General features: G+C 72.2%; 22 protein-coding genes. 8 read left to right on the top strand and 14 right to left on the bottom strand.

The window, feature by feature from the left end; translation table 11 throughout:
* The first annotated feature begins 30 nt into the window (after nt 1–30).
* The 3 genes from ccrA (at nt 31) to DA075_RS05065 (ending at nt 3,435) form a co-directional block, all read left to right on the top strand.
* Nucleotides 31–1,341, top strand: a complete 1,311-nt coding sequence (gene ccrA / locus DA075_RS05075) for a crotonyl-CoA carboxylase/reductase (protein WP_099952293.1) — start codon at nt 31–33, stop codon at nt 1,339–1,341.
* A gap of 141 nt (nt 1,342–1,482) precedes the next feature.
* Nucleotides 1,483–2,085, top strand: a complete 603-nt coding sequence (gene leuD, locus DA075_RS05070; protein WP_099952292.1) for a 3-isopropylmalate dehydratase small subunit — start codon at nt 1,483–1,485, stop codon at nt 2,083–2,085.
* 150 nt (nt 2,086–2,235) lie between these two features.
* Nucleotides 2,236–3,435: a lytic murein transglycosylase gene (locus tag DA075_RS05065; protein WP_099952291.1), complete on the top strand. Its 1,200-nt coding sequence runs from the start codon at nt 2,236–2,238 to the stop codon at nt 3,433–3,435.
* Nucleotides 3,436–3,480: 45 nt separating this feature from the next.
* On the opposite strand, the gene DA075_RS05060 is transcribed toward DA075_RS05065, so the two are convergent.
* The 12 genes from DA075_RS05060 to DA075_RS05005 form a co-directional block, all read right to left on the bottom strand.
* On the bottom strand, nt 3,481–4,737 hold the full coding sequence (locus DA075_RS05060) for an MFS transporter (protein WP_244936505.1): 1,257 nt from the start codon (nt 4,735–4,737) through the stop codon (nt 3,481–3,483).
* A gap of 123 nt (nt 4,738–4,860) precedes the next feature.
* Nucleotides 4,861–5,289, bottom strand: coding sequence for a helix-turn-helix domain-containing protein (locus tag DA075_RS05055; protein WP_099952290.1), 429 nt, complete (start codon nt 5,287–5,289; stop codon nt 4,861–4,863).
* Entirely contained in the window at nt 5,286–6,986 is a 1,701-nt protein-coding gene (lnt, locus tag DA075_RS05050) for an apolipoprotein N-acyltransferase (protein WP_099952289.1), read from the bottom strand. Before lnt ends, DA075_RS05055 begins: the two co-directional genes overlap by 4 nt.
* Nucleotides 6,987–7,032: 46 nt before the next feature.
* Complete coding sequence (locus DA075_RS05045) at nt 7,033–8,073, bottom strand: hemolysin family protein (RefSeq protein ID WP_099952288.1); 1,041 nt, start codon at nt 8,071–8,073, stop codon at nt 7,033–7,035.
* 33 nt (nt 8,074–8,106) lie between these two features.
* Nucleotides 8,107–8,592: an rRNA maturation RNase YbeY gene (gene ybeY / locus DA075_RS05040; RefSeq protein WP_099952287.1), complete on the bottom strand. Its 486-nt coding sequence runs from the start codon at nt 8,590–8,592 to the stop codon at nt 8,107–8,109.
* On the bottom strand, nt 8,589–9,743 hold the full coding sequence (locus DA075_RS05035) for a PhoH family protein (RefSeq protein ID WP_420813115.1): 1,155 nt from the start codon (nt 9,741–9,743) through the stop codon (nt 8,589–8,591). Before DA075_RS05035 ends, ybeY begins: the two co-directional genes overlap by 4 nt.
* A gap of 11 nt (nt 9,744–9,754) precedes the next feature.
* A complete protein-coding gene (miaB, locus tag DA075_RS05030) occupies nt 9,755–11,164 on the bottom strand; it encodes a tRNA (N6-isopentenyl adenosine(37)-C2)-methylthiotransferase MiaB (RefSeq protein WP_099952285.1) in 1,410 nt (469 codons plus the stop codon).
* A 68-nt stretch (nt 11,165–11,232) separates the two neighbouring features.
* Nucleotides 11,233–12,132 (bottom strand): lysophospholipid acyltransferase family protein, encoded by a 900-nt coding sequence (locus tag DA075_RS05025; protein ID WP_099952284.1) that lies wholly within the window; start codon nt 12,130–12,132, stop codon nt 11,233–11,235.
* A 121-nt stretch (nt 12,133–12,253) separates the two neighbouring features.
* A complete protein-coding gene (locus DA075_RS05020; protein ID WP_099952283.1) occupies nt 12,254–12,736 on the bottom strand; it encodes a GNAT family N-acetyltransferase in 483 nt (160 codons plus the stop codon).
* An 11-nt stretch (nt 12,737–12,747) separates the two neighbouring features.
* Nucleotides 12,748–13,446, bottom strand: coding sequence for a tRNA (adenosine(37)-N6)-threonylcarbamoyltransferase complex dimerization subunit type 1 TsaB (gene tsaB / locus DA075_RS05015; RefSeq protein WP_099952282.1), 699 nt, complete (start codon nt 13,444–13,446; stop codon nt 12,748–12,750).
* Nucleotides 13,447–13,694: 248 nt separating this feature from the next.
* Nucleotides 13,695–14,261 carry a NifU family protein gene (locus DA075_RS05010; protein ID WP_099952281.1) on the bottom strand — a complete coding sequence of 189 codons (567 nt, stop codon included), beginning with the start codon at nt 14,259–14,261 and terminating at the stop codon, nt 13,695–13,697.
* Nucleotides 14,262–14,392: 131 nt separating this feature from the next.
* The gene (locus DA075_RS05005) at nt 14,393–14,896 is read right to left on the bottom strand and encodes a universal stress protein (RefSeq protein ID WP_099952280.1); all 504 of its coding nucleotides are present in this window, start codon (nt 14,894–14,896) and stop codon (nt 14,393–14,395) included.
* Between the two features lie 423 nt (nt 14,897–15,319).
* Here DA075_RS05005 and DA075_RS05000 point away from each other — a divergent pair, with 423 nt between their 5' ends.
* Genes DA075_RS05000 through DA075_RS04985 form a run of 4 tightly spaced genes read left to right on the top strand, consistent with a single transcriptional unit; the run spans nt 15,320 to nt 18,988 of the window.
* Nucleotides 15,320–15,874 carry a SiaB family protein kinase gene (locus DA075_RS05000; protein ID WP_099952279.1) on the top strand — a complete coding sequence of 185 codons (555 nt, stop codon included), beginning with the start codon at nt 15,320–15,322 and terminating at the stop codon, nt 15,872–15,874.
* Between the two features lie 11 nt (nt 15,875–15,885).
* Entirely contained in the window at nt 15,886–16,272 is a 387-nt protein-coding gene (locus DA075_RS04995) for a DUF1987 domain-containing protein (RefSeq protein WP_099952278.1), read from the top strand.
* Nucleotides 16,269–17,315, top strand: a complete 1,047-nt coding sequence (locus DA075_RS04990; protein WP_244936504.1) for a GGDEF domain-containing protein — start codon at nt 16,269–16,271, stop codon at nt 17,313–17,315. The genes DA075_RS04995 and DA075_RS04990 overlap by 4 nt, the downstream gene beginning before the upstream one ends.
* A complete protein-coding gene (locus DA075_RS04985; protein WP_232386263.1) occupies nt 17,312–18,988 on the top strand; it encodes a SpoIIE family protein phosphatase in 1,677 nt (558 codons plus the stop codon). The genes DA075_RS04990 and DA075_RS04985 overlap by 4 nt, the downstream gene beginning before the upstream one ends.
* 49 nt (nt 18,989–19,037) lie before the next feature.
* Here DA075_RS04985 and DA075_RS04980 read toward each other — a convergent pair whose 3' ends face one another.
* Nucleotides 19,038–19,325, bottom strand: coding sequence for a GCG_CRPN prefix-to-repeats domain-containing protein (locus tag DA075_RS04980; protein ID WP_331254745.1), 288 nt, complete (start codon nt 19,323–19,325; stop codon nt 19,038–19,040).
* Nucleotides 19,326–19,591: 266 nt separating this feature from the next.
* On the opposite strand from DA075_RS04980, the gene rplS reads away from it, so the two are divergent.
* Entirely contained in the window at nt 19,592–19,990 is a 399-nt protein-coding gene (gene rplS / locus DA075_RS04975) for a 50S ribosomal protein L19 (protein ID WP_093567864.1), read from the top strand.
* Between the two features lie 169 nt (nt 19,991–20,159).
* On the opposite strand, the gene DA075_RS04970 is transcribed toward rplS, so the two are convergent.
* On the bottom strand, nt 20,160–20,972 hold the full coding sequence (locus tag DA075_RS04970) for a WecB/TagA/CpsF family glycosyltransferase (RefSeq protein ID WP_164712210.1): 813 nt from the start codon (nt 20,970–20,972) through the stop codon (nt 20,160–20,162).
* Nucleotides 20,973–21,039 lie beyond the last annotated feature (67 nt).

Below are 21,039 nucleotides of genomic sequence, written 5' to 3'. Positions count from 1 at the left end.
GCAGTGCATCATTTCAAGGGAGGGTCCGCAATGGCAGCGAGCGCCGCGGTGGAACCGGTGGCAAAGGGTGGGCCCCAGGTGAAGAACCCGCAAGTGAAGGATCTCTACGAGATCGGCGAGATTCCGCCGCTCGGCCACGTCCCGGCCAAGATGTACGCCTGGGCCATCCGGCGCGAGCGGCACGGGCCGCCGGAACAGTCGATGCAGATCGAGGTTCTGCCGACCTGGACGATCGGCGACGACGAGGTGCTCGTCCTCGTGATGGCCGCCGGCGTCAACTACAACGGCGTCTGGGCGGGTCTCGGCGAGCCGATCTCCCCGTTCGACGTCCACAAGGCGGATTTCCACGTCGCCGGATCGGATGCCTCGGGCATCGTCTGGGCGGTCGGCGCCAAGGTGAAGCGCTGGAAGGTCGGCGACGAGGTCATCGTCCACTGCAACCAGGACGACGGCGACGACGAGGAGTGCAATGGTGGCGACCCGATGTTCTCGCCGTCCCAGCGCATCTGGGGCTACGAGACGCCGGACGGCTCGTTCGGCCAGTTCTGCCGGGTGCAGTCGCGCCAGCTGATGCGACGGCCCCAGCACCTGACCTGGGAGGAGAGCGCCTGCTACACGCTCACCCTCGCCACCGCCTACCGGATGCTGTTCGGCCACGCGCCGCACACGATCAAGCCGGGCCAGAACGTGCTGATCTGGGGCGCCTCGGGCGGCCTCGGCGTGTTCGGCGTGCAGCTCTGCGCGGCGGCCGGCGCCAACGCCATCGCGGTCATCTCCGACGAGTCGAAGCGCGACTACGTCATGAGCCTCGGCGCCAAGGGCGTCATCAACCGCAAGGACTTCAACTGCTGGGGCCAGCTGCCGAAGGTCAACTCGCCCGAGTTCAATGAGTGGACCAAGGAAGCCCGCAAGTTCGGCAAGGCGATCTGGGACATCACCGGCAAGGGCAACGACGTCGACATCGTGTTCGAGCATCCGGGCGAGGCGACCTTCCCGGTCTCGGCGCTGGTGGTGAAGCGCGGCGGCATGGTGGTGTTCTGCGCCGGGACGACCGGCTTCAACATCACCTTCGACGCCCGCTACGTCTGGATGCGCCAGAAGCGCATCCAGGGCTCGCACTTCGCCCACCTGAAGCAGGCGGCGGCAGCCAACCAGTTCGTCATCGACCGCCGGGTCGATCCCTGCATGAGCGAACTCTTCCCCTGGGACAAGATCCCGGAGGCCCACACCAAGATGTGGAAGAACCAGCACGCGCCGGGCAACATGGCGGTGCTGGTGAACTCGCCGCGGGCCGGCCTGCGGACCTTCGACGACGTGCTGGAGCTGTCGGGGTCCCGCTGACGCGACCCATTCGCGAGAGCGACCCGCTCGCGCCGGTGCGGCTTGCGCTTCCCGCCGCATCGGCGACTTGCTAGAACCCGTCTGAACTGACGCCGCGCGGACATCCGATCCGCGCGGCGCGCTGCCCGGACGAAGAGTCAGATGGAAAAGTTCACCGTGCTGGAGGGCGTCGCGGCGCCGCTGCCGATCGTCAACGTCGACACCGACCGCATTATCCCCAAGCAATACCTCAAGACGATCAAGCGCACCGGCCTTGGCAAGGGCCTCTTCTCCGAGATGCGCTACCGCGACGACGGCTCGGAGAATCCCGACTTCGTCCTCAACCAGCCGGCCTACCGCAACGCCAAGATCCTGGTGGCGGGCGACAATTTCGGCTGCGGGTCCTCGCGCGAGCACGCGCCGTGGGCGCTGGCCGATTTCGGCATCCGCTGCATCATCTCGACCAGCTTCGCCGACATCTTCTTCAACAACAGCGCCAAGAACGGCATCCTGCTGATCACGGTGAGCCCTGAGGACCTGGAGAAGCTCCTCGACGACGCCAATCGCGGCGCCAACGCGACGCTGACGATCGACCTCGAGAACCAGGTCATCAAGGGGCCGGACGGCGGCACGCTGCACTTCGACATCGATCCAGGCCGCAAGCACAACCTGCTGAACGGGCTCGACGATATCGGCCTGACCCTCGAGAAGGCGCCGGCGATCGACGCCTACGAGCAGAAGCTCGCCGAGCGGCCCTGGGCCTAACGGTTAGCCCCGGACGATAATCCCGCGAGGCCGGAGGGCGGTTCGCCGCGGCAGATCGCCCTCCACTCGCCGATCCCATCAGGTTTTCCTTAACCCTGATGACGCCCTATTCCGGTGATTGGATCGGCGAAACGGGAGAGACTTCTGCTCATGACGCGGCGCGCGACCCTCAAGGCCGCCACCCTGCTCTGCCTCGCCGGATTCGGCCTGCCGCAGGCGGCGCTGGCGGATTTCCGCTCCTGCCTCGCCGGGATCGGCCAGGATGCGGCGGCGGCCGGCGTGTCGCCGGCGGCGTTCCAGGCGGCGACGGCCGGCATCACCTTCGACGACAAGGTGATCGAGCTGTCCCAGGCCCAGCCCGAGTTCAAGACCCCGATCTGGGACTACATGGCCGCCCTCGTCGACGACGAGCGGGTCGATGACGGCCGCGCCGCCATGCGCCAGCATGCCAGCGCGCTGGCCCAGGCCGAGGCGCGCTACGGCGTCGACCGCTACACGATCGCGGCGGTGTGGGGCGTCGAGTCGAATTTCGGCAAGAACCTCGGCAAGATGCCGCTGGTCCAGTCGCTGGCGACGCTCGCCTGCGGCGGCACCCGCCGGCGCGAGTTCTTCCGGGCCGAGCTGATCGCCACGCTCAAGATCATCGCCAAGGGCGACATCGCGCCCGAGCGCCTGACCGGTTCCTGGGCCGGCGCCTTCGGCCAGACCCAGTTCATGCCGACGACCTATCACCGCCTCGCCGTCGACCTCGACGGCGACGGCCGGCGCGACGTGGTCGATTCGGTGCCGGACGCGGTCGGCTCCACCGCCAACTTCCTGCGCGTCGCCAAGTGGCATAACGGCCAGCCCTGGGGCTACGAGGTGCGGCTTCCCCCCGGCTTCAACGTCGCGGCGGCGGGCCGCAAGAACAAGAAGCCGGTGGCGCATTGGGCGTCGCTCGGCGTCACCCGGATCGACGGCCGGCCGCTCTCGGCCGAGGGACCGGTGGGCATCCTGGCCCCGGCCGGCGCCAACGGGCCGGCCTTCCTGGTGACCAAGAACTTCGACGCGATCTACTCCTACAACGCCGCCGAGTCCTACGGGCTCGCCATCGCGGTCCTGTCCGACCGCCTGCGCGGCAAGGCCGGCGTCCAGGCCGCCTGGCCGACCGACGACCCGCCCCTGTCCCGGGCCGAGCGCCGCAGCCTGCAGAGCGCGCTCGCCGCCCGCGGCTACGATGTCGGCGAGCCCGACGGCCGGGTCGGGGCCAAGACCCGCGAGGCGATCAAGGACATCGAGCGCCGGCTCGGCATGCCGCAGACCGGTCGGCCCGGGGCGAAGGTGCTCGAGGCGCTGGTGCGCAGCAACTGAGCGGGTCTCGCGCCCCCGGCCGATCGGCGCGGGGGCGCGAGACGGTCAGATGCGCACCGTCCGGTCCCGCGCGGCGAGCAGACCGAAGCTTCCCGCCGCGAGACACAGGGCGGCGTAGAGCAAGGCCGGCAGGCCCCAGCCGTCGCTCAGGTCGTGCACGATCCCGACCAGGAACGGCCCGAGGGCCGCGCCGCAATAGCCGACCCCCTGCGCCATGGCGGAGAGCTCGGCGGCGGCGCGGGGATCGCCGGCCCGCAGCACGATCAGCGTGAGGGCGAGGCCGAAGCAGCCGCCGAGGCCGAGGCCGAGCAGCAGCGCGAAGCCCCAGGCCAGTGCCAGCGGCCCGGCCAGGAGCCCGGTGAATCCGACGAGCGGCAGGCTGATCACCAGCACCACCCAGGGGCGCTGGTCCGGCCGGCGCGCGGCGAGCGTCGGCACCACAAGGGCGAGCACGCCCTGCGCCAGCGCCGAGACCGAGGCGACGAGGCCGGCCGTCACGATGTCGAAGCCCCGGTCGACCAGGGCGGCGGGCAGCCAGCCGAACACGATGTAGGCGAGCGACGATTGCAGGCCCATGAAGGCGGTGACCTGCCAGGCCAGCGGGTCGCGCCAGAGCCGGCCGCTCGGCCGCGCGGCCGAGGCGGAGGACAGCGGCCGGGCGTGCGCGAAGGGCAGCCAGGCGGCGGCCGCCACCAGGGCCGGCGCCGCCCACAGCATCAGGGCGCCCTCCCAGCCGAGGTCGAGGGCCCGGCGCACCGGCACGGTGAAGCCGGCCCCGGCGGCGGCGCCGAGGCAGAGAAGCGCGGTGTAGAGGCCGGTCATCAGCCCGGCCCGGTCGGGGAAGTCGCGCTTGACGATGCCGGGCAGGATCACTCCGACGATCCCGATCGCCGCGGCGGCGACCACCGAGCCGAAGAAGAGCAGCGGCACCCCGCCGAGGCCGCGTAAGGTAAGGCCGAGCGCCAGCACCACCAGGGCTGCCAGCACCCCCGCATCCGGCCCGATGCGCCGCACGAGCAGCGGCGCCAGGCGGCCGAACACCCCGAGGCACAGGACCGGCAGGGTGATGAGGGCGCCGGCGAGCGCGCCGTTGAGGCCGGTCTCGGCCCGGATGCCCGGCAGGAGCGGGCCGACGCTCGACAGGGCGGGCCGGAGATTGAAGGCGACCAGCATCAGCCCGAGGCCGATCAGGACCGGATGGAAACCGGCCTCGGCCCGTCCCGGCCGCGCGGTCCCGGCACCGGCCTCCTGCCCGGCACCGGGCTCCGGCCCGGCACCGGGCTCCCGTTCGATGCTCCGCAAGGCCGTCCCTCCCTGTCGCGCTTGCCCACGCGATTGTCGCGCCTCGGCGCGTTCGGGAGGGTCATACAGCCGTGGCGTCGGGGGGAGCAGCGAAACCTTTGCAACCCCGGTCCCCCGGACGCGTCACGCGGTGCCGTCGGGGGGCGTGGTCGCTGGGCCGGTGCCGATCGCTTCGACCAGGCTGATGATGCGCCGGCGCAACTGGGCGTCGGCGATGCGCTGGAAGGCGCGCACCAATTGCAGGTCCTGGCTGGTCCAGAACACGTCGTGGGCGGCCAGGTCGGAGGTGGGCTCCGCCCCCTCCTCGCTGCGCCCGCCATCCTGGCGCGGCGCGCCTTCGTAGAAGAAGCTGACCGGCACGCCCAGCATGTCGGCGATCTGGCGCAGCCGGCTGGCGCTGATCCGGTTGGTTCCCTTCTCGTATTTCTGGATCTGCTGAAACGTCACGCCGAGGGCGTCGCCCAGCTTCTCCTGGCTCACGCCGACGAGAAGCCGCCTGACGCGCACGCGATGCCCGACATGACGATCAACCGGATCGGGTGCCTTCTTCACATTGACGCTCCGCGGGGCGGGACAGGCGCGCGACGGGTGCGCGCCGCAAGGGCGATGAACCCGCACCCTAAGAGCATGATGATGAAAAAAACATCGCCGAATCGTCCATAAGCCGTACTTTCCCTAAGGTTCTTAGGGAGGTTTCGATCAAGAACCCCTTCGGCGCCGACCGACAACATCCCGGTCACCCGGCCGTAAGGATCGACCACGGCGCTGATACCGGTATTCGCGGCCCGCACGAGAGGAATCCCTTCCTCAACTGCGCGAAGACGCGCCTGCGCGAAGTGTTGGCGCGGTCCGGGCGTGTCGCCGAACCAGCCGTCATTGGTGACGTTGAGGAGCAGGCCGGGACGCTCCCGGTGCGACGCGACGGCGCCGGGAAAGATCGCCTCGTAGCAGATCGAGGGCGCCACCGGCGGCAGGCCCGGCACCGCCAGCGGCGGACGCTCATGCGCCTCGCCCGCGGTGAAGCCGCCCGGCACCGCCACGAACTGCTTGAGACCGAGAGCGCGCAGCAGGCTGTCGACCGGCCCCGGCAGGTACTCGCCGAACGGCACGAGGTGGAGCTTGTCGTAGCGTCCGCCGACGAGGCCGTCCTGCCCGATCATCAGGATCGAGTTGTAGAAGTGCAGCCGCTCGCCGGGCAGCGGCTCGTCGGCCCGGGCCGCGCCGGTGACCAGCAGCGTGCCGGGCGGCAGCGCGCTCCCGATCCGCCGCAGCGCCTGGGGATCGCGCTGGATCAGGAACGGGAACGAGGATTCCGGCCAGATCAGGTGGGTGACGTCCCGCAGGCCCTGCCGGTCCGGCGCGGTCGCGCTGTCGCTGAGGCCCAGGTAGCGCTCGAGGATGCCCTCGCGGTTGCGCGGGTTGAAGCGGGCATCCTGCGGGATGTTGGCCTGGACGAGGCGCAGGCGCACGCCGGGCACCTCCGGCATCGGGCCGGCCGGCACCCGCAGCGCCCCGCCCACAGCGAGGCCGGCGAGGACGAGGAGCGCACCGGCGAGCGGCCCGAGCCGCCGCGCCGACCCGCCCCCATCGGCGAGGGTGGCGGGCGCGGCGCCGCACAGCACCGCCAGCACGGTCAGCCCGTAGAGGCCGATCACGGAGGCCGCCTGCATCAGCCAGAGGTTCTGGCCGAGCGCCATGCCGAGGGTGTTCCAGGGAAACCCGGTGAACAGGTGGCCGCGCAGCCACTCGGCGCCGCCCAGGCCGAAGGCCAGGGCGGCGATCCGGCCCGGGCCGGGCGACCAGAGCAGCCGTGCGGCCGCGAAGCCCGCACCGTAGAACAGGCCGAGGACCGCCGGCAGGCCGAGCACGCCGAGCGGCATCAGGTAGGCGAATTGGTCGGCCTCGACCAGGAAGGCCGCGCCGAGCCACCACAGGCCGGCGGTGAGATAGCCGAAGCCCCAGGCCCAGCCGATCAGGCCGGCGGCGACAGCCGTGCCGGCGCGCCGTCCCAGGCGCGACGAGGCGGTGGCCGCCCCGTCGAGCAGCCAGACCGCCGGCACCAGGGCGATGCAGAGGGCGGGCAGGAACCCGAAGGGCGGCATCGCCAAGGCCCCGCAGGCGCCGGCGAGCCAGGCCAGGGCGAGACGGGACCAGCCGGCGGTGAGGGCGATGCGGTGGGCGAGCGGCACGAGGCCGAAGGGCACCGCCGGGGCAGCGAGCGCCGCCCCGTTCGAGTCGATGTCGTGCATGGGCGGGCTCGCGGGGCGGCGCCGCGACGGGGCGCCGCGGGAAGGATCAGGCGGCGGAATCGGTCCGCAGGCCGGCCGCGTCGCCGGGCGGCGGCAGGGCCAGCGGCGTGTCCGGCGCTTCGAGCCGGGCGAAGCCGCGATGCATGCGCAGGCGCTTGATCCGCCGCGGATCGGCGTCCAGCACCTCGACCTCGAAATCGCCCGGCACGGCGATGACCTCGCCCCTTGCCGGGACCCGGCCGGCGATGGTGACGATCAGGCCGCCGAGGGTGTCGACCTCCTCGGCCGCCTCCCCCACCGCCGCCGCGAGATCGACCCCGGTCGCCTCGGCGACGTCGTCGAGGCTGGCGCGGGCGTCGGCGACGAAGATCTCGCTCTCGCCGTCGACCTTGAGGACGCGGTGGGTCTCGGCGACGTCGTGCTCGTCCTCGATGTCGCCGACCACGACCTCGATCAGGTCCTCGATCGAGATCAGGCCGTCGGTGCCGCCATACTCGTCGATGACGAGGGCCATGTGGGTGCGGCTCGCCTGCATCCGGGCGAGCAGGTCGATCGCCGGCATCGAGGGCGGCACGAAGAGCACCGGGCGCAGGATGCGGGTGGTGGCCAGCGTCGCGGTGAGGTCGACCCCGGCGAGGTCGGGCAGGCGGTCGCCGCCGGCCTCGGCCCGGCTCGCCATGTAGTCGACGAAGTCGCGGATGTGGACCATGCCGCGCGGGTCGTCCATGCTCTCGCCGTAGACGGGAAGGCGGGAATGGCCGGCGGAGCGGAAGACCTTGAGCAGGTCGCCGAGCGCGGTGTCGATCGAGACCGCCACCACGTCGGCCCGGGGGATCATGACGTCGTCGACCCGCACCCGGTGGAGGCTCAGCACGTTCTTGAGCATCGCCTGCTCGACCGCGGAGACGGCGTGGTCGCCGTTCTGCACCTCGGCGAGGGCATCCGAGAGGCCGTCGCGCTGGGCGTCGCGCGTCTTCAGGTGGAAGATGCTGAGGAGGCGATCATACCAGGGTTCGCGCCCCGGACTGTCGTCCTCCGGGATCGCCTGCGCGGTCGCGGCGGCGCTGCGACTTCGATCGTTGCTCATGTCTCTCGCGTCTGGGGTGTGGGCGTCCGCGGATCAACCGGCCACGTCGCCATACGGGTCCGGCACGCCGAGGCGCCGCAGGGCCACGACCTCCAACGCCTCCATGGCGTCGGCCTCGGCGTCGCCGAGCTCGTGGTCGTGACCGAGGAGGTGCAGCGTGCCATGAACCACGAGGTGGGCGAGGTGGTGGTCGAGGGGCTTGGACTGCTCCCCACTCTCGCGCAGCATTGTGTCATACGCAAGAACCACGTCGCCGAGGAGGCGCGGCCCGCCGCCATGCGGCTGCTCGTTGGGGAAGGACAGCACGTTGGTCGGCTTGTCCTTGCCCCGCCAGGTCCGGTTCAGCTCCTGCACCGCGGCATCGTCGGTCAGCACGATGCTGATCTCGATCGGTCCGCCCGGCGGCACGGTGGCGAGCGCCGCCTCGACGGCCCGCGCCACGAATCCATCGAGATCGGGCGCGACGCCCTCCCAGCGGGGATCCTCCACCGCGACGTCGATCTCGTTCTCGTCACTCATGGCAGCGGCCCCCGGCGCGGCGGTGTCGCCCTCTGAGCCGGCAAGGTCCGGTCTTCTGGGCGGTTCTCCTGCGCGTCGGCCTCGTAGGCCGTGACGATCCGGCGCACCAGGTCGTGGCGCACCACGTCGACATCCCGGAAGGTGACCCGGCCGATGCCTTCGACGCCGTCGAGGATCCGCACCGCCTCGACCAGGCCCGATTTCTGGCCCGGCGGCAGGTCGATCTGGCTCGGATCGCCGGTGATGATCATGCGCGAGTTCTCGCCGAGCCGCGTCAGGAACATCTTCATCTGCATCGAGGTGGTGTTCTGCGCCTCGTCGAGGAGCACCACGGCGTTGGTCAGCGTGCGGCCGCGCATGAAGGCGAGCGGCGCGATCTCGATCATGCCGGTCTGCAAGCCGCGATCGACGTGGCGCGCCTCCATGAAGTCGTAGAGGGCGTCGTAGATCGGCCGGAGATACGGATCGACCTTCTCGCGCATGTCGCCGGGCAGGAAGCCCAGCCGCTCGCCGGCCTCGACCGCAGGGCGCGACAGGATCAGCCGCTCGGCATGGCCCTGCTCGAGCAGCGAGACGGCGTAGCCGACCGCGAGCCAGGTCTTGCCTGTTCCGGCGGGGCCTTCCGCGAAGACCAGCTCGTGGGCGCGCAGCGCCTTGATGTAGGCGTCCTGCGCGGCGTTGCGGGCCCGCACGCCGCCGCGGCGGCGGGTGGCGATCTGGTCGAAGGACGGCCGCTCGCCGTTGGCCGGCGCTTCGTCCGGCGAGAACAGGTTGCCCTGGAGCGACGATTCCTGGATCACCCCGTCGACGTCGCCGAGGGTCAGCGGCGTCCCCCCCCCGTCGCGGACGCGGGCATAGAGCAGCTCCAGCACCCGGCGCGCCCGCTCGGTCGAATCGGGCGGGCCCTTGACCACGACGTGGTTGCCGAGCGCCGTCGCCACCACGCCGAGGCGCCGCTCGAGATGGGCGACGTTCTGGTCGTACTGGCCGAAGACCAGGCTCGCCAGGCGGTTGTCGTCGAAGGTGAGCGCGATCTCGGCCGCCTCGCTCAGGCCCGCCACCGCCCGGGGGGCCATCTCGCGCTCGCGCGAGGACTCGCGCGCGGGCTCACGCCCTCTCGGCCCGCGGCCGCCCGCCTCTCCCGTCGCCATCCTGTCGTTCCTCACGCGGCGGCCGTCGCGGCCGCGGCGGCCGTTGCGGCCGCATTGGCCGTCGCGGCCGCATCGGCCGTCGTTGCGGGTGCCGCAGATTCGGTGATCGCCTCGCCGAACAGGCTGTTCGAGCCGGCCCGGGTGATCCGCACCGGGATCACGGTGCCGATCGCGGCCGTGTCGCCCTCGATCTGCACCGCCTGGAGATAGGGCGACTTGCCGGCGACCTGGCCCGGATGCCGCCCCGCCTTCTCGAGCAGGACCGGCACGGTGCGGCCGACCGTGGCGTGATTGAAGTCCTGGCGCTGGCGCTCCAGCAGGTCCTGAAGCTCGGCGAGCCGGGCGCTCTTCACCGCCTCCGGCACCGCGTCGGCGCTCTCCGCCGCCGGGGTGCCGGGGCGCGGGCTGTACTTGAACGAGAACGCGCTGGCGAATCCGATGTCGGCGATCAGCCGCATCGTCTCGGCGTGGTCGGCATCGGACTCGCCCGGGAAGCCGACGATGAAGTCGGAGGACAGGGCGATGTCGGGCCGCGCCGCCCGCACCCGGTCGATCAGCCGGCGATAGGTGTCGGCATCGTGCTTGCGGTTCATCGCGTGCAGGATCCGGTCCGAGCCCGACTGCACCGGCAGGTGCAGGTAGGGCATCAGGGCCGGCAGGTCGCGATGCGCCGCGATCAGGGCCTCGTCCATGTCGCGCGGATGGCTGGTGGTGTAGCGCAGGCGCAGCACGCCCGGGATCGCCGCGACGCGGTGCAGCAGGTCCCCGAGCGTCCAGTCGCGCCCGTCCGGGCCCTCGCCGTGATAGGCGTTGACGTTCTGGCCGATCAGCGTCAGCTCGCGGGCGCCGGCCGCCGCCAGACGCTCGGCCTCCGCCACGATCTTCTGGACCGGGCGCGAGACCTCGGCGCCGCGGGTATAGGGCACGACGCAGAAGGCGCAGAACTTGTCGCAGCCCTCCTGGACCGTGAGGAAGGCCGAGACCCCCGGGGTGCGACGGAGCGGCAGGTGGTCGAACTTGTCCTCGACCGGGAACTCGGTGTCGACGACCCGGCCGTCCTTCGAGGCCGCGAGCAGCTGCGGCAGGCGGTGATAGCTCTGCGGGCCCACCACCACGTCGACGCCCGGCGCGCGGTTGAGGATCTCGCGGCCTTCGGCCTGCGCGACGCAGCCCGCCACCACCACCGTGGTGTCGCGGCCGGCCTCCGCCCGCTCGCCCTTCAGGACGCGCAGGCGGCCGAGCTCGGAATAGACCTTCTCCGCCGCCTTCTCGCGGATGTGGCAGGTGTTGAGGACGACGACGTCGGCCTCCTCCACGGCGCCGGTCTCGACGAAGCCCTCGCGGCCGAGCAGGTCGACCATGCGGGACGCGTCGTAGACGTTCATCTGGCAGCCGTAGGATTTGACGAACGCTTTCTTCAACGAACCGGCCCTGAGCGGAGATGATCGGATGCGGCGGGGGCGGCCCGATGGGGGCCGCGTTCCGTCATTTAAGCCGTCGCGGCCGGAATGAGAATAGGCGGCGCCTCGTGCACCGGCTGCGGCACGGGCACGGGCACGGGCTGGGGCGCGGGCTGGGGCGCGGGCTGGGGCGCCGGCGGGCGCCCGGTCACCGCCTCCTGCAGGGCGCGGCGCACCGAGGCCTCGGCCAAAGCCGTCGCGGCCTTGCGGTCGGTGCCGGCCGCGAAGGCGATCGGCTCGCCCCAGGTCACCTGGACGTCGATCGGGCCGCGCTCGAAGAACAGCTTGACGCTGGGGCCTAGCTCCATGTCGCCGTACCAGGCGATGTCCGGACGCTCGGCCCGGGTGAGCGGCAGGCCGTTGCGGCGCGTATAGGCGATGCAGAGCGGCTGGAGCCGTACCCGGTCGAGCCCGCCCTCGGTGATTGCCGCCCGGGCGGCGCCGACGAGGGAGGTGCGGAACGGCAGGAGCCGGGTGCCGTCGCCGGTGGTCCCCTCCGCGAACAGCACGATCAGCTCGCCGTCGCGCAGGCGCCGGCTCATCTCGGTGTTGACCACGGCGGTGTGGCGCTTCCGGGCGCGGTCGATGAAGACCGTGCGCTGGAGCCGGGCGAGCGTGCCGATCACCGGCCAGCCGGCGATCTCGGACTTCGCCACGAAGGAGAGCGGCCGCACCGCCCCCAGCACCGGGATGTCGAGCCACGAGATGTGGTTGGCGATGACGAGGGCCGCCTCGCCCGCGGCCGGCGGCGTGCCGGTCACGGTGATGCGCAACCGGAACAGCCGCAGGAAGACCCGGTGCAGCCAGCACGGCGCATGGCCGGCGAACCGCCCCCGCCCGAGCTTCAGGGTCAGCCAGTGCGGCCCGGCGAGGAGCGCGAAGGTGAGGGCGTAGGCGAGGAGCCGCAGGCCGGCGACGAGGTACGTCATGGTTCGGGCGGCGGGGGCTCGGCTCGGGGAGGTCGTCTGGCGGGCGGAGCGGCTCCGGGCCGCATCTCCCGCGCCGCATACCAAGTCCGGCCCGGAGCGTCCACCGTCGCCCCGGGCGCCCCTACCCCAGCGCCACCTGCATCATGATCGCGTTGGCGCGGCTGCCGTCGGGCCGTGCGTAGTAGCTCGCCCGGCGGCCGGTCTCGGTGAAGCCGAGGCGGCGGTAGAGGGCGAGCGCCGGGGCGTTGCCGTCATCGACCTCGAGATGGACCCGGCGCACGCCCGCATCCTCCAGGGCGACGAGGTGCGACCGGAGGAGCTGGCGGCTCAGGCCCGCGCCGCGGGAGGCGGGGCCGAGCACGATGGTGAGGATCTCGGCCTCGTCGAGCACCTGGCGCGAGAGCACGAAGCCGCCGATCACCGTGCCGAGCATCAGGGCGTGGGCGGCGTGGCCGCGCTCGCACAGCATGCGCTCGAACTCGTCCGCCTCCCAGGGCCGCGCGAAGGCGGTGGCGTGGAGCGCCGCGAGCTCCCCGGCCCGGTCGGCCGAGAGCAGGGGCGCGACATGGGCGGTCGGGGGGGAGCGGAACGGCATCCACTTCATCGGGGTCTCCGTCAGCGGCGGGCGAGGCGGGCATGGTCCTGCGGCTGGGCGTCCGGCCCGCGCAGGTAGAGGGGACGGGCCAGCGCGTGGGCCGGGTCGGCGACGAGGCCGAGGGAGGCCACCCAGGCGATCTGCGGGGCGATGTGGCCCTCCGGCACCACGGCGCGGTGCCCCTGCCCGGCCGCGGCGGCGGCCAGCGCCGGGGCGGCGGATCCGGCGAGCGCCGCCGGGCCGGGCCCGAGGAGCCGCACGGCCTCGGCCAGCGGCAGCAGGGTCGGCGGCACGGCGATGCCGCCGTCCTGGCTCAGGGCCTGGAAGTAGACGTGGCCGTGGCGGGCGTCGATCGCGGCGGCGAGCAGGTAGCCCTGGCCGAGGTAATCCTCCTCGGCGGCGAGCAGGGGCGCCAGCAGGGCCGACAGGGTGGTGACGCCGACGACCGGGATGCCGCAGGCGAGCCCCACCGCCCGCGCGGCCGAGAGCCCGACCCGGAGGCCCGTATAGGAGCCGGGCCCGACCGTGACGGCGACCCGGTCGAGGCTCTCGAACCCGCCCTCGACCCGGGCGACCACCCGCTCGACGAGGGGCAGCAGCGCCTCGGCATGGCCGCGCGCGAGGTCCATGCTCTCCTGGGCCAGGGGCTCGGGCGTGTCGTCCGCCATGATGCAGGCCGCGCAGCGCTCGAGCGCCGTGTCGATGGCCAGGATCCGCATCACCGTCAGGCTCCGCCCTCTCGCGCCCGCGGGTCTGAACGCCGCGGCCGGCTTCGTGCCGCCGGCCGCGCCGGGTCGCTCGTCGACCCGCCGCTTCGATCCCAGCGTGGCACGCACAGGTTAACACAAGAAGGACCGCCCCGCGTCAGGCAGGGCGGCCCGGTTCGGTTCAGCCTTTAGAGCATCCGCCGCGGCTGAGGAAACCGCCCGGCGGCGGAAAGCGGCGCCGCCTCAGGCGCCGTGCAGGCTCACGAGACCGCCTGGACCTCGCGCACGTCGGGCAGGAAGTGGCGGAAGAGGTTCTGCACGCCCTGGCGCAGGGTGGCGGTGGAGGACGGGCAGCCCGAGCAGGCGCCCTTCATCTCCAGGAACACCACGCCATCGCGAAAGCCCCGGAAGGTGATGTCGCCGCCGTCGCCGGCCACCGCCGGCCGCACCCGGGTCTCGAGCAGGTCCTTGATCGTGGCGACCGTGTCGGCGTCGGCCTCGTCGAAGAACTCTTCGGCCGCCTCCTCGGGGGCGTGGCCGGCCTCGAGGACCGGGGCCCCCGACATGAAATGCTCCATGATGGCGCCGAGCACCGCGGGCTTGACCTGCGGCCAGCCGGGCTCGCCCTCGGCCTTGGTCACCGAGATGAAGTCGTGGCCGAGATAGACGCCGGAGACGCCCTCGACGCCGAACAGGGCGCGGGCGAGCGGCGAGCGCGCCGCGGCGCCCTCGTCCCGCGCCTCGAAGGTGCCCTCGGGCAGCACGACCTTGCCGGGCAGGAACTTCAGGGTGGCGGGGTTCGGGGTGGCTTCGGTCTGGATGAACATCGGTGATCCTCAAGAAGTTCTCTGCGCCGGTTCAAGGCCGGCCGGGAACGGCGCGGGCCCCGCTGAGGCCGCCGCGCCTGCGGCAGATGTGGACCCGAACGGACGAAAGCTCAATGGACCCGTTCGGCATCTCACCCAGCGAGCGCGGTGATCTCCGCCTCGCTCAGGGCGCCGGGCACGATCACGACCGGCACCGGGAAGCTGCCGGCGTTGCGCCCGGCGATCGAGGTGACGAGGGGCCCCGGCCCGTCGCTGCCGGCGGCGGCGCCCAGCACCAGGAAAGCGATGTCCTCGTCGGCCTCGATCTGGCGCAGGATCGCGTCGGCGCGCTCGCCCGTGCGCACCACCAGCTCCGGATCGACGCCCGCGGCCTGGCGCGCCGCCGCCGCCAGGGCCTCCAGGCGCTCGGTCGTCTCGGCCTCGGCCTCGGCCCGCATCGCGTCGCCGACGCCGAGCCATTCCATCGTCTCGGGCGGCTCGGCCACCGCCAGCATCACCACCCGGGCCCCGAGCCGGGCCGCCCGGCGCACGGCGAAATGCACCGCCCGGTCGCATTCCGGCGTCTCGTCGACCAGCACCATGAACTTGAGCCGATGCCCGGCCTCGAAGGACCGCCGCCGCTTGATCTCGACCATGCCCGGACGCGCTCCGCCGACGCCGCGATGCTGCCCGCGCGGTTGGCCCGCCGCAAGGGGGCGCAGGCGTGCGCCGGTCCCGTCCGTCACCGGGCGAATCAGCGGAAGGATCCTCCGGCACGGGACTTCGCAGGCGGCCCGGAACCGGCTATCGCCGCGGCGCGAGCCTGCCATGCGGCGCAGGTCCCTGCGGCAGGATCGGCACCGGCTGCACAGCCGGAAAGCAAATCGCGGATTTTTTAAGCACATTCAGGATGGAAAATCCCCGTCCTCCGATCACGTGGCGAATTTTTCTTCGACGCGCCGCGGGACTTCCTGGCCTCGACGCAGTAACACTCTGGTCAGCCTTGGTGGGCTAACATGACGTGCGGGCGGCTCGGACGAAAGCCTTCGAGCCGGCGGTGTACCGGGCGGGAGAGAGCGGTGCTCGCAACTGACTTCCTGGCGTTTCACGAGGCGTCCCGGCGCAACGGGATCATCCTGTCGTTCGGCGGCGACCTGTCCGAGAACGTGCTGTTCTCCCTCGGCGAGGTGCTGAAGCTGCGCATGCAGCAGGGCGCCACCGACGCGGCGGTGTCGAAGCGGGTCTTCTCGGTCTTCGTCGAGCAGGCCCAGAACGTCATCCGCTACTCCGCCGACAAGCTCGTGCCGCACGGCTCGCCGCAAGGCGGCATGGTGAGCGCCGGATTGATCGTGGTCGGGATCGAGGACGGGCGCTTCTTCGTCGCCTGCGGCAACGAGGTCCCGGGCGAGCATGTCACCGCCCTGCGCGCCCGGCTCGACCACATCGCCGGCCTGTCGGGCGACGAGCTGAAGCAATACTACCGCGAGCGGCTGCGCCAGCCGGCCGAGGAGGGCAGCCTCGGCGGCAGCATCGGGCTGATCGAGATCGCCCGGCGCTCCAGCGCCCCGGTCGAGTACGACTTCCAGGCCCGCGGCGACGACCGCGCGTTCTTCTGCCTCAAGGCCTTCATCTGAGGCACGCGACGATGGACCGGATCCAGATTCCCGCCACCAGCCGCTCGCCGCTGGTCGATTTCGACTTTCCCGCCGGGCGCCTGCTCCTGCGCGGGGAATCCTACCCGGAGGATGCCGCGGCCTTCTACGGTCCGCTGCTCCAGGCCCTGCGCGCCTGCCTGGAGGAGGAGGGCGGGCCGCTGACCGTCGACGTGGCCCTGTCGTACTTCAACTCGTCGAGCGCCAAGGCCCTGATGAACCTGTTCATGCCCCTGGAGGATGCCGCAGAGGCAGGCCGCGAGGTGACGATCCGCTGGCTCTACGCCGAGGGGGACGACACCATCGCGGAGGCGGGCGAGGATTTCGCGGTCGATTTCTCGCATGCCCGGTTCGAGATGGTCCAGGAGACGGCGGCATGACCACCAGGGCGGGCCAGGGCGGGCGCGCGATCGGGCGCGCGGCGGCGACCGACGGCGAGGCGCCCCCGGAGCCCGACGGAGCCAGGATGGACGACGGCAAGAGCGACGGCGGCAGGAGCGATTCAGGCAAGGGCGACGCAGGCAAGGGCGACGCAGGCAGGGGCGACGCAGGCAGGGGCGACGCAGGCAAGGGCGACGCAGGCAAGCGGCAGGAGGGTGGCAAGCGCGCGGGCGGACCGGGCAACGTCTTCAGCCTGTTCGACAACGAGGAGGCCGTCCTCGACCGGACCGAGGTGATGCTGACCCAGCTCGCCGCGGTGGCGGACGGGGTGAAGGTGCTGGCCGAGGCCTATCGCCGGGGCTACCGCGAGCAGCGCCGGCTGGTGCGCCTGAGCGACCGGATGCAGGCCGACCTGCAGAAGGCCAACAAGCGCCTCGGCGAGCAGCAGCGCGACCTGCAATCCCTCAACGAAGCGCTTTCGGGCGAGATCGAGACCAGCGCCCGGCTGGAGGCGGAGCTGCGCCGGCTCGCCGATACCGACCCGCTGACCGGGGCGCTCGCACGCCGGCGCTTCCTGGAGGTCTGCGCCCGGGACTGGCCGCGCCGCCCCGGGCAGAAGGCCTGCCTGCTGATGCTCGACCTCGACCGGTTCAAGCTCGTCAACGACAGCCACGGCCACGCCGCCGGCGACGCGGCCCTGATCGCCTTCGTCGCCGCCTGCCGCTCCTCCCTGCGCTCCCTCGACGCCCTCGGGCGGCTCGGGGGCGAGGAATTCGGCATCCTCCTGGTCGAGACCGCGCCTGAGGACGGGGCGGTGATCGCGGAGCGGATCCGCGCCGCCGTGGCGGCGAACCCGGTCTTCACCGAGGGCGGGCCGATCGGCATCACGGTCAGCATCGGCCTTGCGACGGCCGTGCCGGAGGAGAACCTCCAGGCGGCGATGCGCCGGGCCGACGCGGCGCTCTACGCGGCCAAGCATGGCGGCCGCAACCGGGTCGAGCGAGCCCCTTCCCCGGAGACCGCTCCGGAGACCCTGCGTTGAGCGGCGAGCCCGCTTCGTCCGCGCCGCAAGCCGCCCCCCGTCGCGGCGGCTCCCTGCGGGGCGCCGGACCGATGCGCCGGGGCGACGCGCTCGCCCATCGCGGCTTCACCGGGGTGCCGACGACGCAGGATGGCGGCGCCGACACGATGCGTCCGGGGGCCCTGCGGGGCGCCGCCCGCGGCCGCAACCTCGACGGCCTCGCCCATACCCTGTTCCTGCGCCTCTCGCCGGTGATCGCTTCCGTGGTTCTGGCGACCCAGGTGGTGATCGCCTGGGTCAATTACGGCGACCAGATCCGCCTATCCGGCGAGCGCGCCCAGATGATGGCGGACATGACCGCCCGGTCCCTCGCCCGGCCGGGCTGGACCGCCGATCACGCGTCCCAGCTCCAGGCGCTCGCCCTCGATCCGGCCTTCCGCTTCGCCCTGCTGCGCGATGCCTCGGGGAGCGTCGTGGCGCGGCTGGGCGAGGAGCCGCGGGGGCGCAATTTCGAGCGCATCCAGGTCGCGGCCGAGATCGAGCCCGGTGCGACCGCCCAGCCCGCCGGCACCCTGACCCTGGTCCTGTCGGCGGAGGGCCTGCGGGCCAATGCCGAGAAGCAGTTCGTGATGGTGCTGGGCGCCAGCCTGGCGCTGATCCTGGCCTTCGCCCTCGCCTTGCGGCTGGCGGTGGGGCGGCATGTGCTGGCGCCCCTGCGCCGGCTCCTGTCGGCCATGGCGCAAGTCGAGCACAAGCAATGGGTCACGGTCGACCTCGCCGGCCGCCGCCGGCCGAGCCGCGAGATCGCCGACATCTCCGCCGCCTTCAACCGCATGGTCGAGGGATTGCGCAGCGGCGACGAGGCCCGCCACCTGCTGGCCGAGCTGGAACGCACCCACGCGCAGCTCGCCGAGGCGAACGGCCTGGTGATGGAGAGTCTCGGCTATGCCCGCCGCATCCAGCAGGCGGTGCTGCCAGGCGCTTCCGCCCTGCGCGGTGCCGGGTTCGAGGTCGCGGTGCTGTGGGAGCCGCTGCACGTCGTCGGCGGCGACTATTACTGGATCGAGGCGGTCGACGGCCTCGGCATCGTGGTGGTGGCCGATTGCACCGGCCACGGCGTGCCCGGCGCCTTCCTGACGCTGATCGTCGCGACCGCCCTCGACCGGATCCTGCACGATCAGGGCCTGCGCCGGCCGGACGCGATCCTGGCCGCCCTCGACGGCGTGGTGCGGGCGCGGCTGCGGCAGGAGATGGGGGTCTCGGAGGGGGCGTCGGATGACGGGCTCGATTGCGGGATCTGCGTCGTCGACCGGGCGGGCGGCACCCTGCATTTCGCGGGCGCCGGCCTTGCCCTGACGTTGCTGGCCGATGGGGAGACGACCCGGATCAAGGGCCGGCGTCACGGCCTCGGCTACCGGCGCACCGGGCGGGAGGAGCCGTTCGCGGAGGTCGCGCTCCCGCTCCGCGGCGGCCAGACCTTCTTCCTGATGACGGACGGGGTCAGCGACCAGATGGGCGGGGCGTCCCGGCGGCTCCTCGGGCATCGCGGCGTCGCCGAGATCCTGGAGAAGCACCGGCACCTGCCCCTCGCCGAGCAGGTCGCGGCGCTCGAGGCGGCGCTCGCCGCCCATCGCGGGCCCGAGCCGCGCCGGGACGACATGGCCCTGGTCGCGTTCCGGCCGATGGTGGGGTGAGCGGGGCGGGGAGCCGTCGCGGTCCCCGCCCGAGATCACATCTCGCCGATCAGAACCGGCAGATCCGGCGCGGCCCGTACGGCGTCGGGCGGATGAAGCAGCGGCGGCCGTAGGCCCGCGGCGGACCGTAGAAGCGGCGGCCGTATATCGGCCGGCAGCCGCCATAGGGCCCGCGGGCGAAGCCGGGGCCGCAGCCCTGGGCGACCTGCGTCACCGGCGCCTCGGGAGCGAGCAGGCCGGCGAGGCCGGGTCCGGCAGGGGCGGCGCTCGCGGGGGCGGCCGCGAGACCGCCGAACGCCAGGGCAGCGAGACCGGCGATCTTCCAACGCATCAGCATGGGGGATGGTCCTCCGTATGGTCCTTGGACTGAAGGGTCCGCGGAGCGGCCGGCGCCGCACCGAGCCGAAGCAACACGGTTCCCGCCGTTCCGTTCCCCTGCCCGGCCGGCTTCCGCCCGCCCGGCCGCGTGAAAAAATGCCGTGCCGGCACGTGTCGACAAGCCGCGGCCGTTCCTGTAAGGAGCCGGCAACTCACAACAGGACGCCGAAATCCTGACGCCGGATCCCATCCCGGGACGCGGCGGCGACGGCAGGAGTTTGACCGATGAACATCATCCAGCAGCTCGAGCAGGAGCAGATCGCTCAGCTCAACAAGACGATCCCCGACTTCGAGCCCGGCGACACGGTCATCGTGAACGTCAAGGTGAAGGAAGGCGAGCGCAGCCGCGTCCAGGCCTACGAGGGCGTCGTGATCGCCCGCTCCGGCGGCGGCATCAACGAGAGCTTCACCGTCCGCAAGATCTCGTACGGCGAGGGCGTCGAGCGCGTCTTCCCGATCTACTCGCCGAACATCGATTCGATCAAGGTGGTCCGCCGCGGCAAGGTGCGTCGCGCCAAGCTGTACTACCTGCGCGATCGCCGCGGCAAGTCGGCCCGCATCGCCGAGCGCGCCGAGCGCGGCGCCGAGAAGGGCAAGACCAAGAAGCCCGCCGCCGCGGAGTAAGGGTCTTCGCACTTCGCGAAGCCGAAGAGGCCGCCTCCCCTGCCGGGTCGAGGCGGCCTTGTTGCGTTTCGGAGCCTGTTCGATGGGCTTATTCCCTCCCATCCACGACCTCAGGACGAGGTGGCGGGTAGGATGGAATCTGACCGACCGGATCGGACAGATTCCCGCCTTACCCCGCCCCGAGCGCCCCTGGACCGAACCCGGCCTTGCGGGTGAGCCCCGCCTCCTGGCGGAACTGCAAGTGCAGCCCGCCGACCTTGAGCGCGCCGGAGCGGGCGAGCCGGGTCAGCGGCCCCAGCATCGACAGCAAGAAGCCCGCATCCGAGGCGTAGCGGGCGGCGAGACGCCGGGGATTGCTTGCGAGCCGCCAGGCCCATTCGAGGCCGGTGCGGCGCAGGAAGACCGGCGAGCGGGTCTGCTTGCCGAGCATGAACTCGAAGGCGGCGCCGCAGCACAGGATCGAGGGCGCGACGACGCCGGCGCGGCGCAGGCGCAAGGTCAGCATCTCGCTCTGCGGCGCGCCGACCGCGATGAACACCATGTCGGGCGCGGCCTCCCGCACCCGGGCGATCACGGCGTCCACCGCCGCCGGGTCGTGGATGAAGCCGAAGGGCGGGCGCAGGACCGCGAGGTCCCGGCTCGCCATCACGGATGCCGCTTCCTCCGCCGTGACGTTGCCGATCACCAGGACCGAGCGGTCGCGCAAGCTGCGCCGGGCCGCGAGGTGCTGGACCAGGTCGCTGCCGGTCGCCACGGTCATCCGCCGGCGCAGGAAGCAGGTGTTCAGGAGGTTGCTGTCGAGGGTGACGATCGCGGCCTGGCGGTAGCTCTCGCGGAATTCCGGTTCCCGCGCCAGGAGCCGCAGATGCATCATGTTGAGGGTGAAGATCGTGGTCCGGCCTCGGACCAGGGCCGTCGCCAGGGCGTCGAAGCTCAGGCCCCGGACCACGCAGGTCGGGGCTGTATCCGCTAAGGTCGGCATGAGGGTGCTCCTTCGCCGACGAGTGTCGGAATCTCGGGTGCCCCCTGCCCAGAGCCGAAAACGGCGA

The organism is Methylobacterium currus, assembly GCF_003058325.1.
Lineage (GTDB): Bacteria > Pseudomonadota > Alphaproteobacteria > Rhizobiales > Beijerinckiaceae > Methylobacterium > Methylobacterium currus.
Note: the sequence above shows the minus strand (reverse complement) of the source record. Positions and strands in the feature narration are given on the sequence as shown.

Bases quoted from the DNA above. Each gene is read 5' to 3' on its own strand.
- ccrA (WP_099952293.1), top strand. From the start codon at position 31: ATGGCAGCGAGCGCCGCGGTGGAACCGGTGGCAAAGGGTGGGCCCCAG.
- leuD (WP_099952292.1), top strand. From the start codon at position 1,483: ATGGAAAAGTTCACCGTGCTGGAGGGCGTCGCGGCGCCGCTGCCGATC.
- DA075_RS05065 (WP_099952291.1), top strand. From the start codon at position 2,236: ATGACGCGGCGCGCGACCCTCAAGGCCGCCACCCTGCTCTGCCTCGCC.
- lnt (WP_099952289.1), bottom strand. From the start codon at position 6,986: ATGCACGACATCGACTCGAACGGGGCGGCGCTCGCTGCCCCGGCGGTG.
- DA075_RS05045 (WP_099952288.1), bottom strand. From the start codon at position 8,073: ATGAGCAACGATCGAAGTCGCAGCGCCGCCGCGACCGCGCAGGCGATC.
- ybeY (WP_099952287.1), bottom strand. From the start codon at position 8,592: ATGAGTGACGAGAACGAGATCGACGTCGCGGTGGAGGATCCCCGCTGG.
- DA075_RS05035 (WP_420813115.1), bottom strand. From the start codon at position 9,743: ATGGCGACGGGAGAGGCGGGCGGCCGCGGGCCGAGAGGGCGTGAGCCC.
- DA075_RS05025 (WP_099952284.1), bottom strand. From the start codon at position 12,132: ATGACGTACCTCGTCGCCGGCCTGCGGCTCCTCGCCTACGCCCTCACC.
- DA075_RS05020 (WP_099952283.1), bottom strand. From the start codon at position 12,736: ATGAAGTGGATGCCGTTCCGCTCCCCCCCGACCGCCCATGTCGCGCCC.
- tsaB (WP_099952282.1), bottom strand. From the start codon at position 13,446: ATGCGGATCCTGGCCATCGACACGGCGCTCGAGCGCTGCGCGGCCTGC.
- DA075_RS05010 (WP_099952281.1), bottom strand. From the start codon at position 14,261: ATGTTCATCCAGACCGAAGCCACCCCGAACCCCGCCACCCTGAAGTTC.
- DA075_RS05005 (WP_099952280.1), bottom strand. From the start codon at position 14,896: ATGGTCGAGATCAAGCGGCGGCGGTCCTTCGAGGCCGGGCATCGGCTC.
- DA075_RS04995 (WP_099952278.1), top strand. From the start codon at position 15,886: ATGGACCGGATCCAGATTCCCGCCACCAGCCGCTCGCCGCTGGTCGAT.
- DA075_RS04990 (WP_244936504.1), top strand. From the start codon at position 16,269: ATGACCACCAGGGCGGGCCAGGGCGGGCGCGCGATCGGGCGCGCGGCG.
- DA075_RS04980 (WP_331254745.1), bottom strand. From the start codon at position 19,325: ATGCTGATGCGTTGGAAGATCGCCGGTCTCGCTGCCCTGGCGTTCGGC.
- rplS (WP_093567864.1), top strand. From the start codon at position 19,592: ATGAACATCATCCAGCAGCTCGAGCAGGAGCAGATCGCTCAGCTCAAC.
- DA075_RS04970 (WP_164712210.1), bottom strand. From the start codon at position 20,972: ATGCCGACCTTAGCGGATACAGCCCCGACCTGCGTGGTCCGGGGCCTG.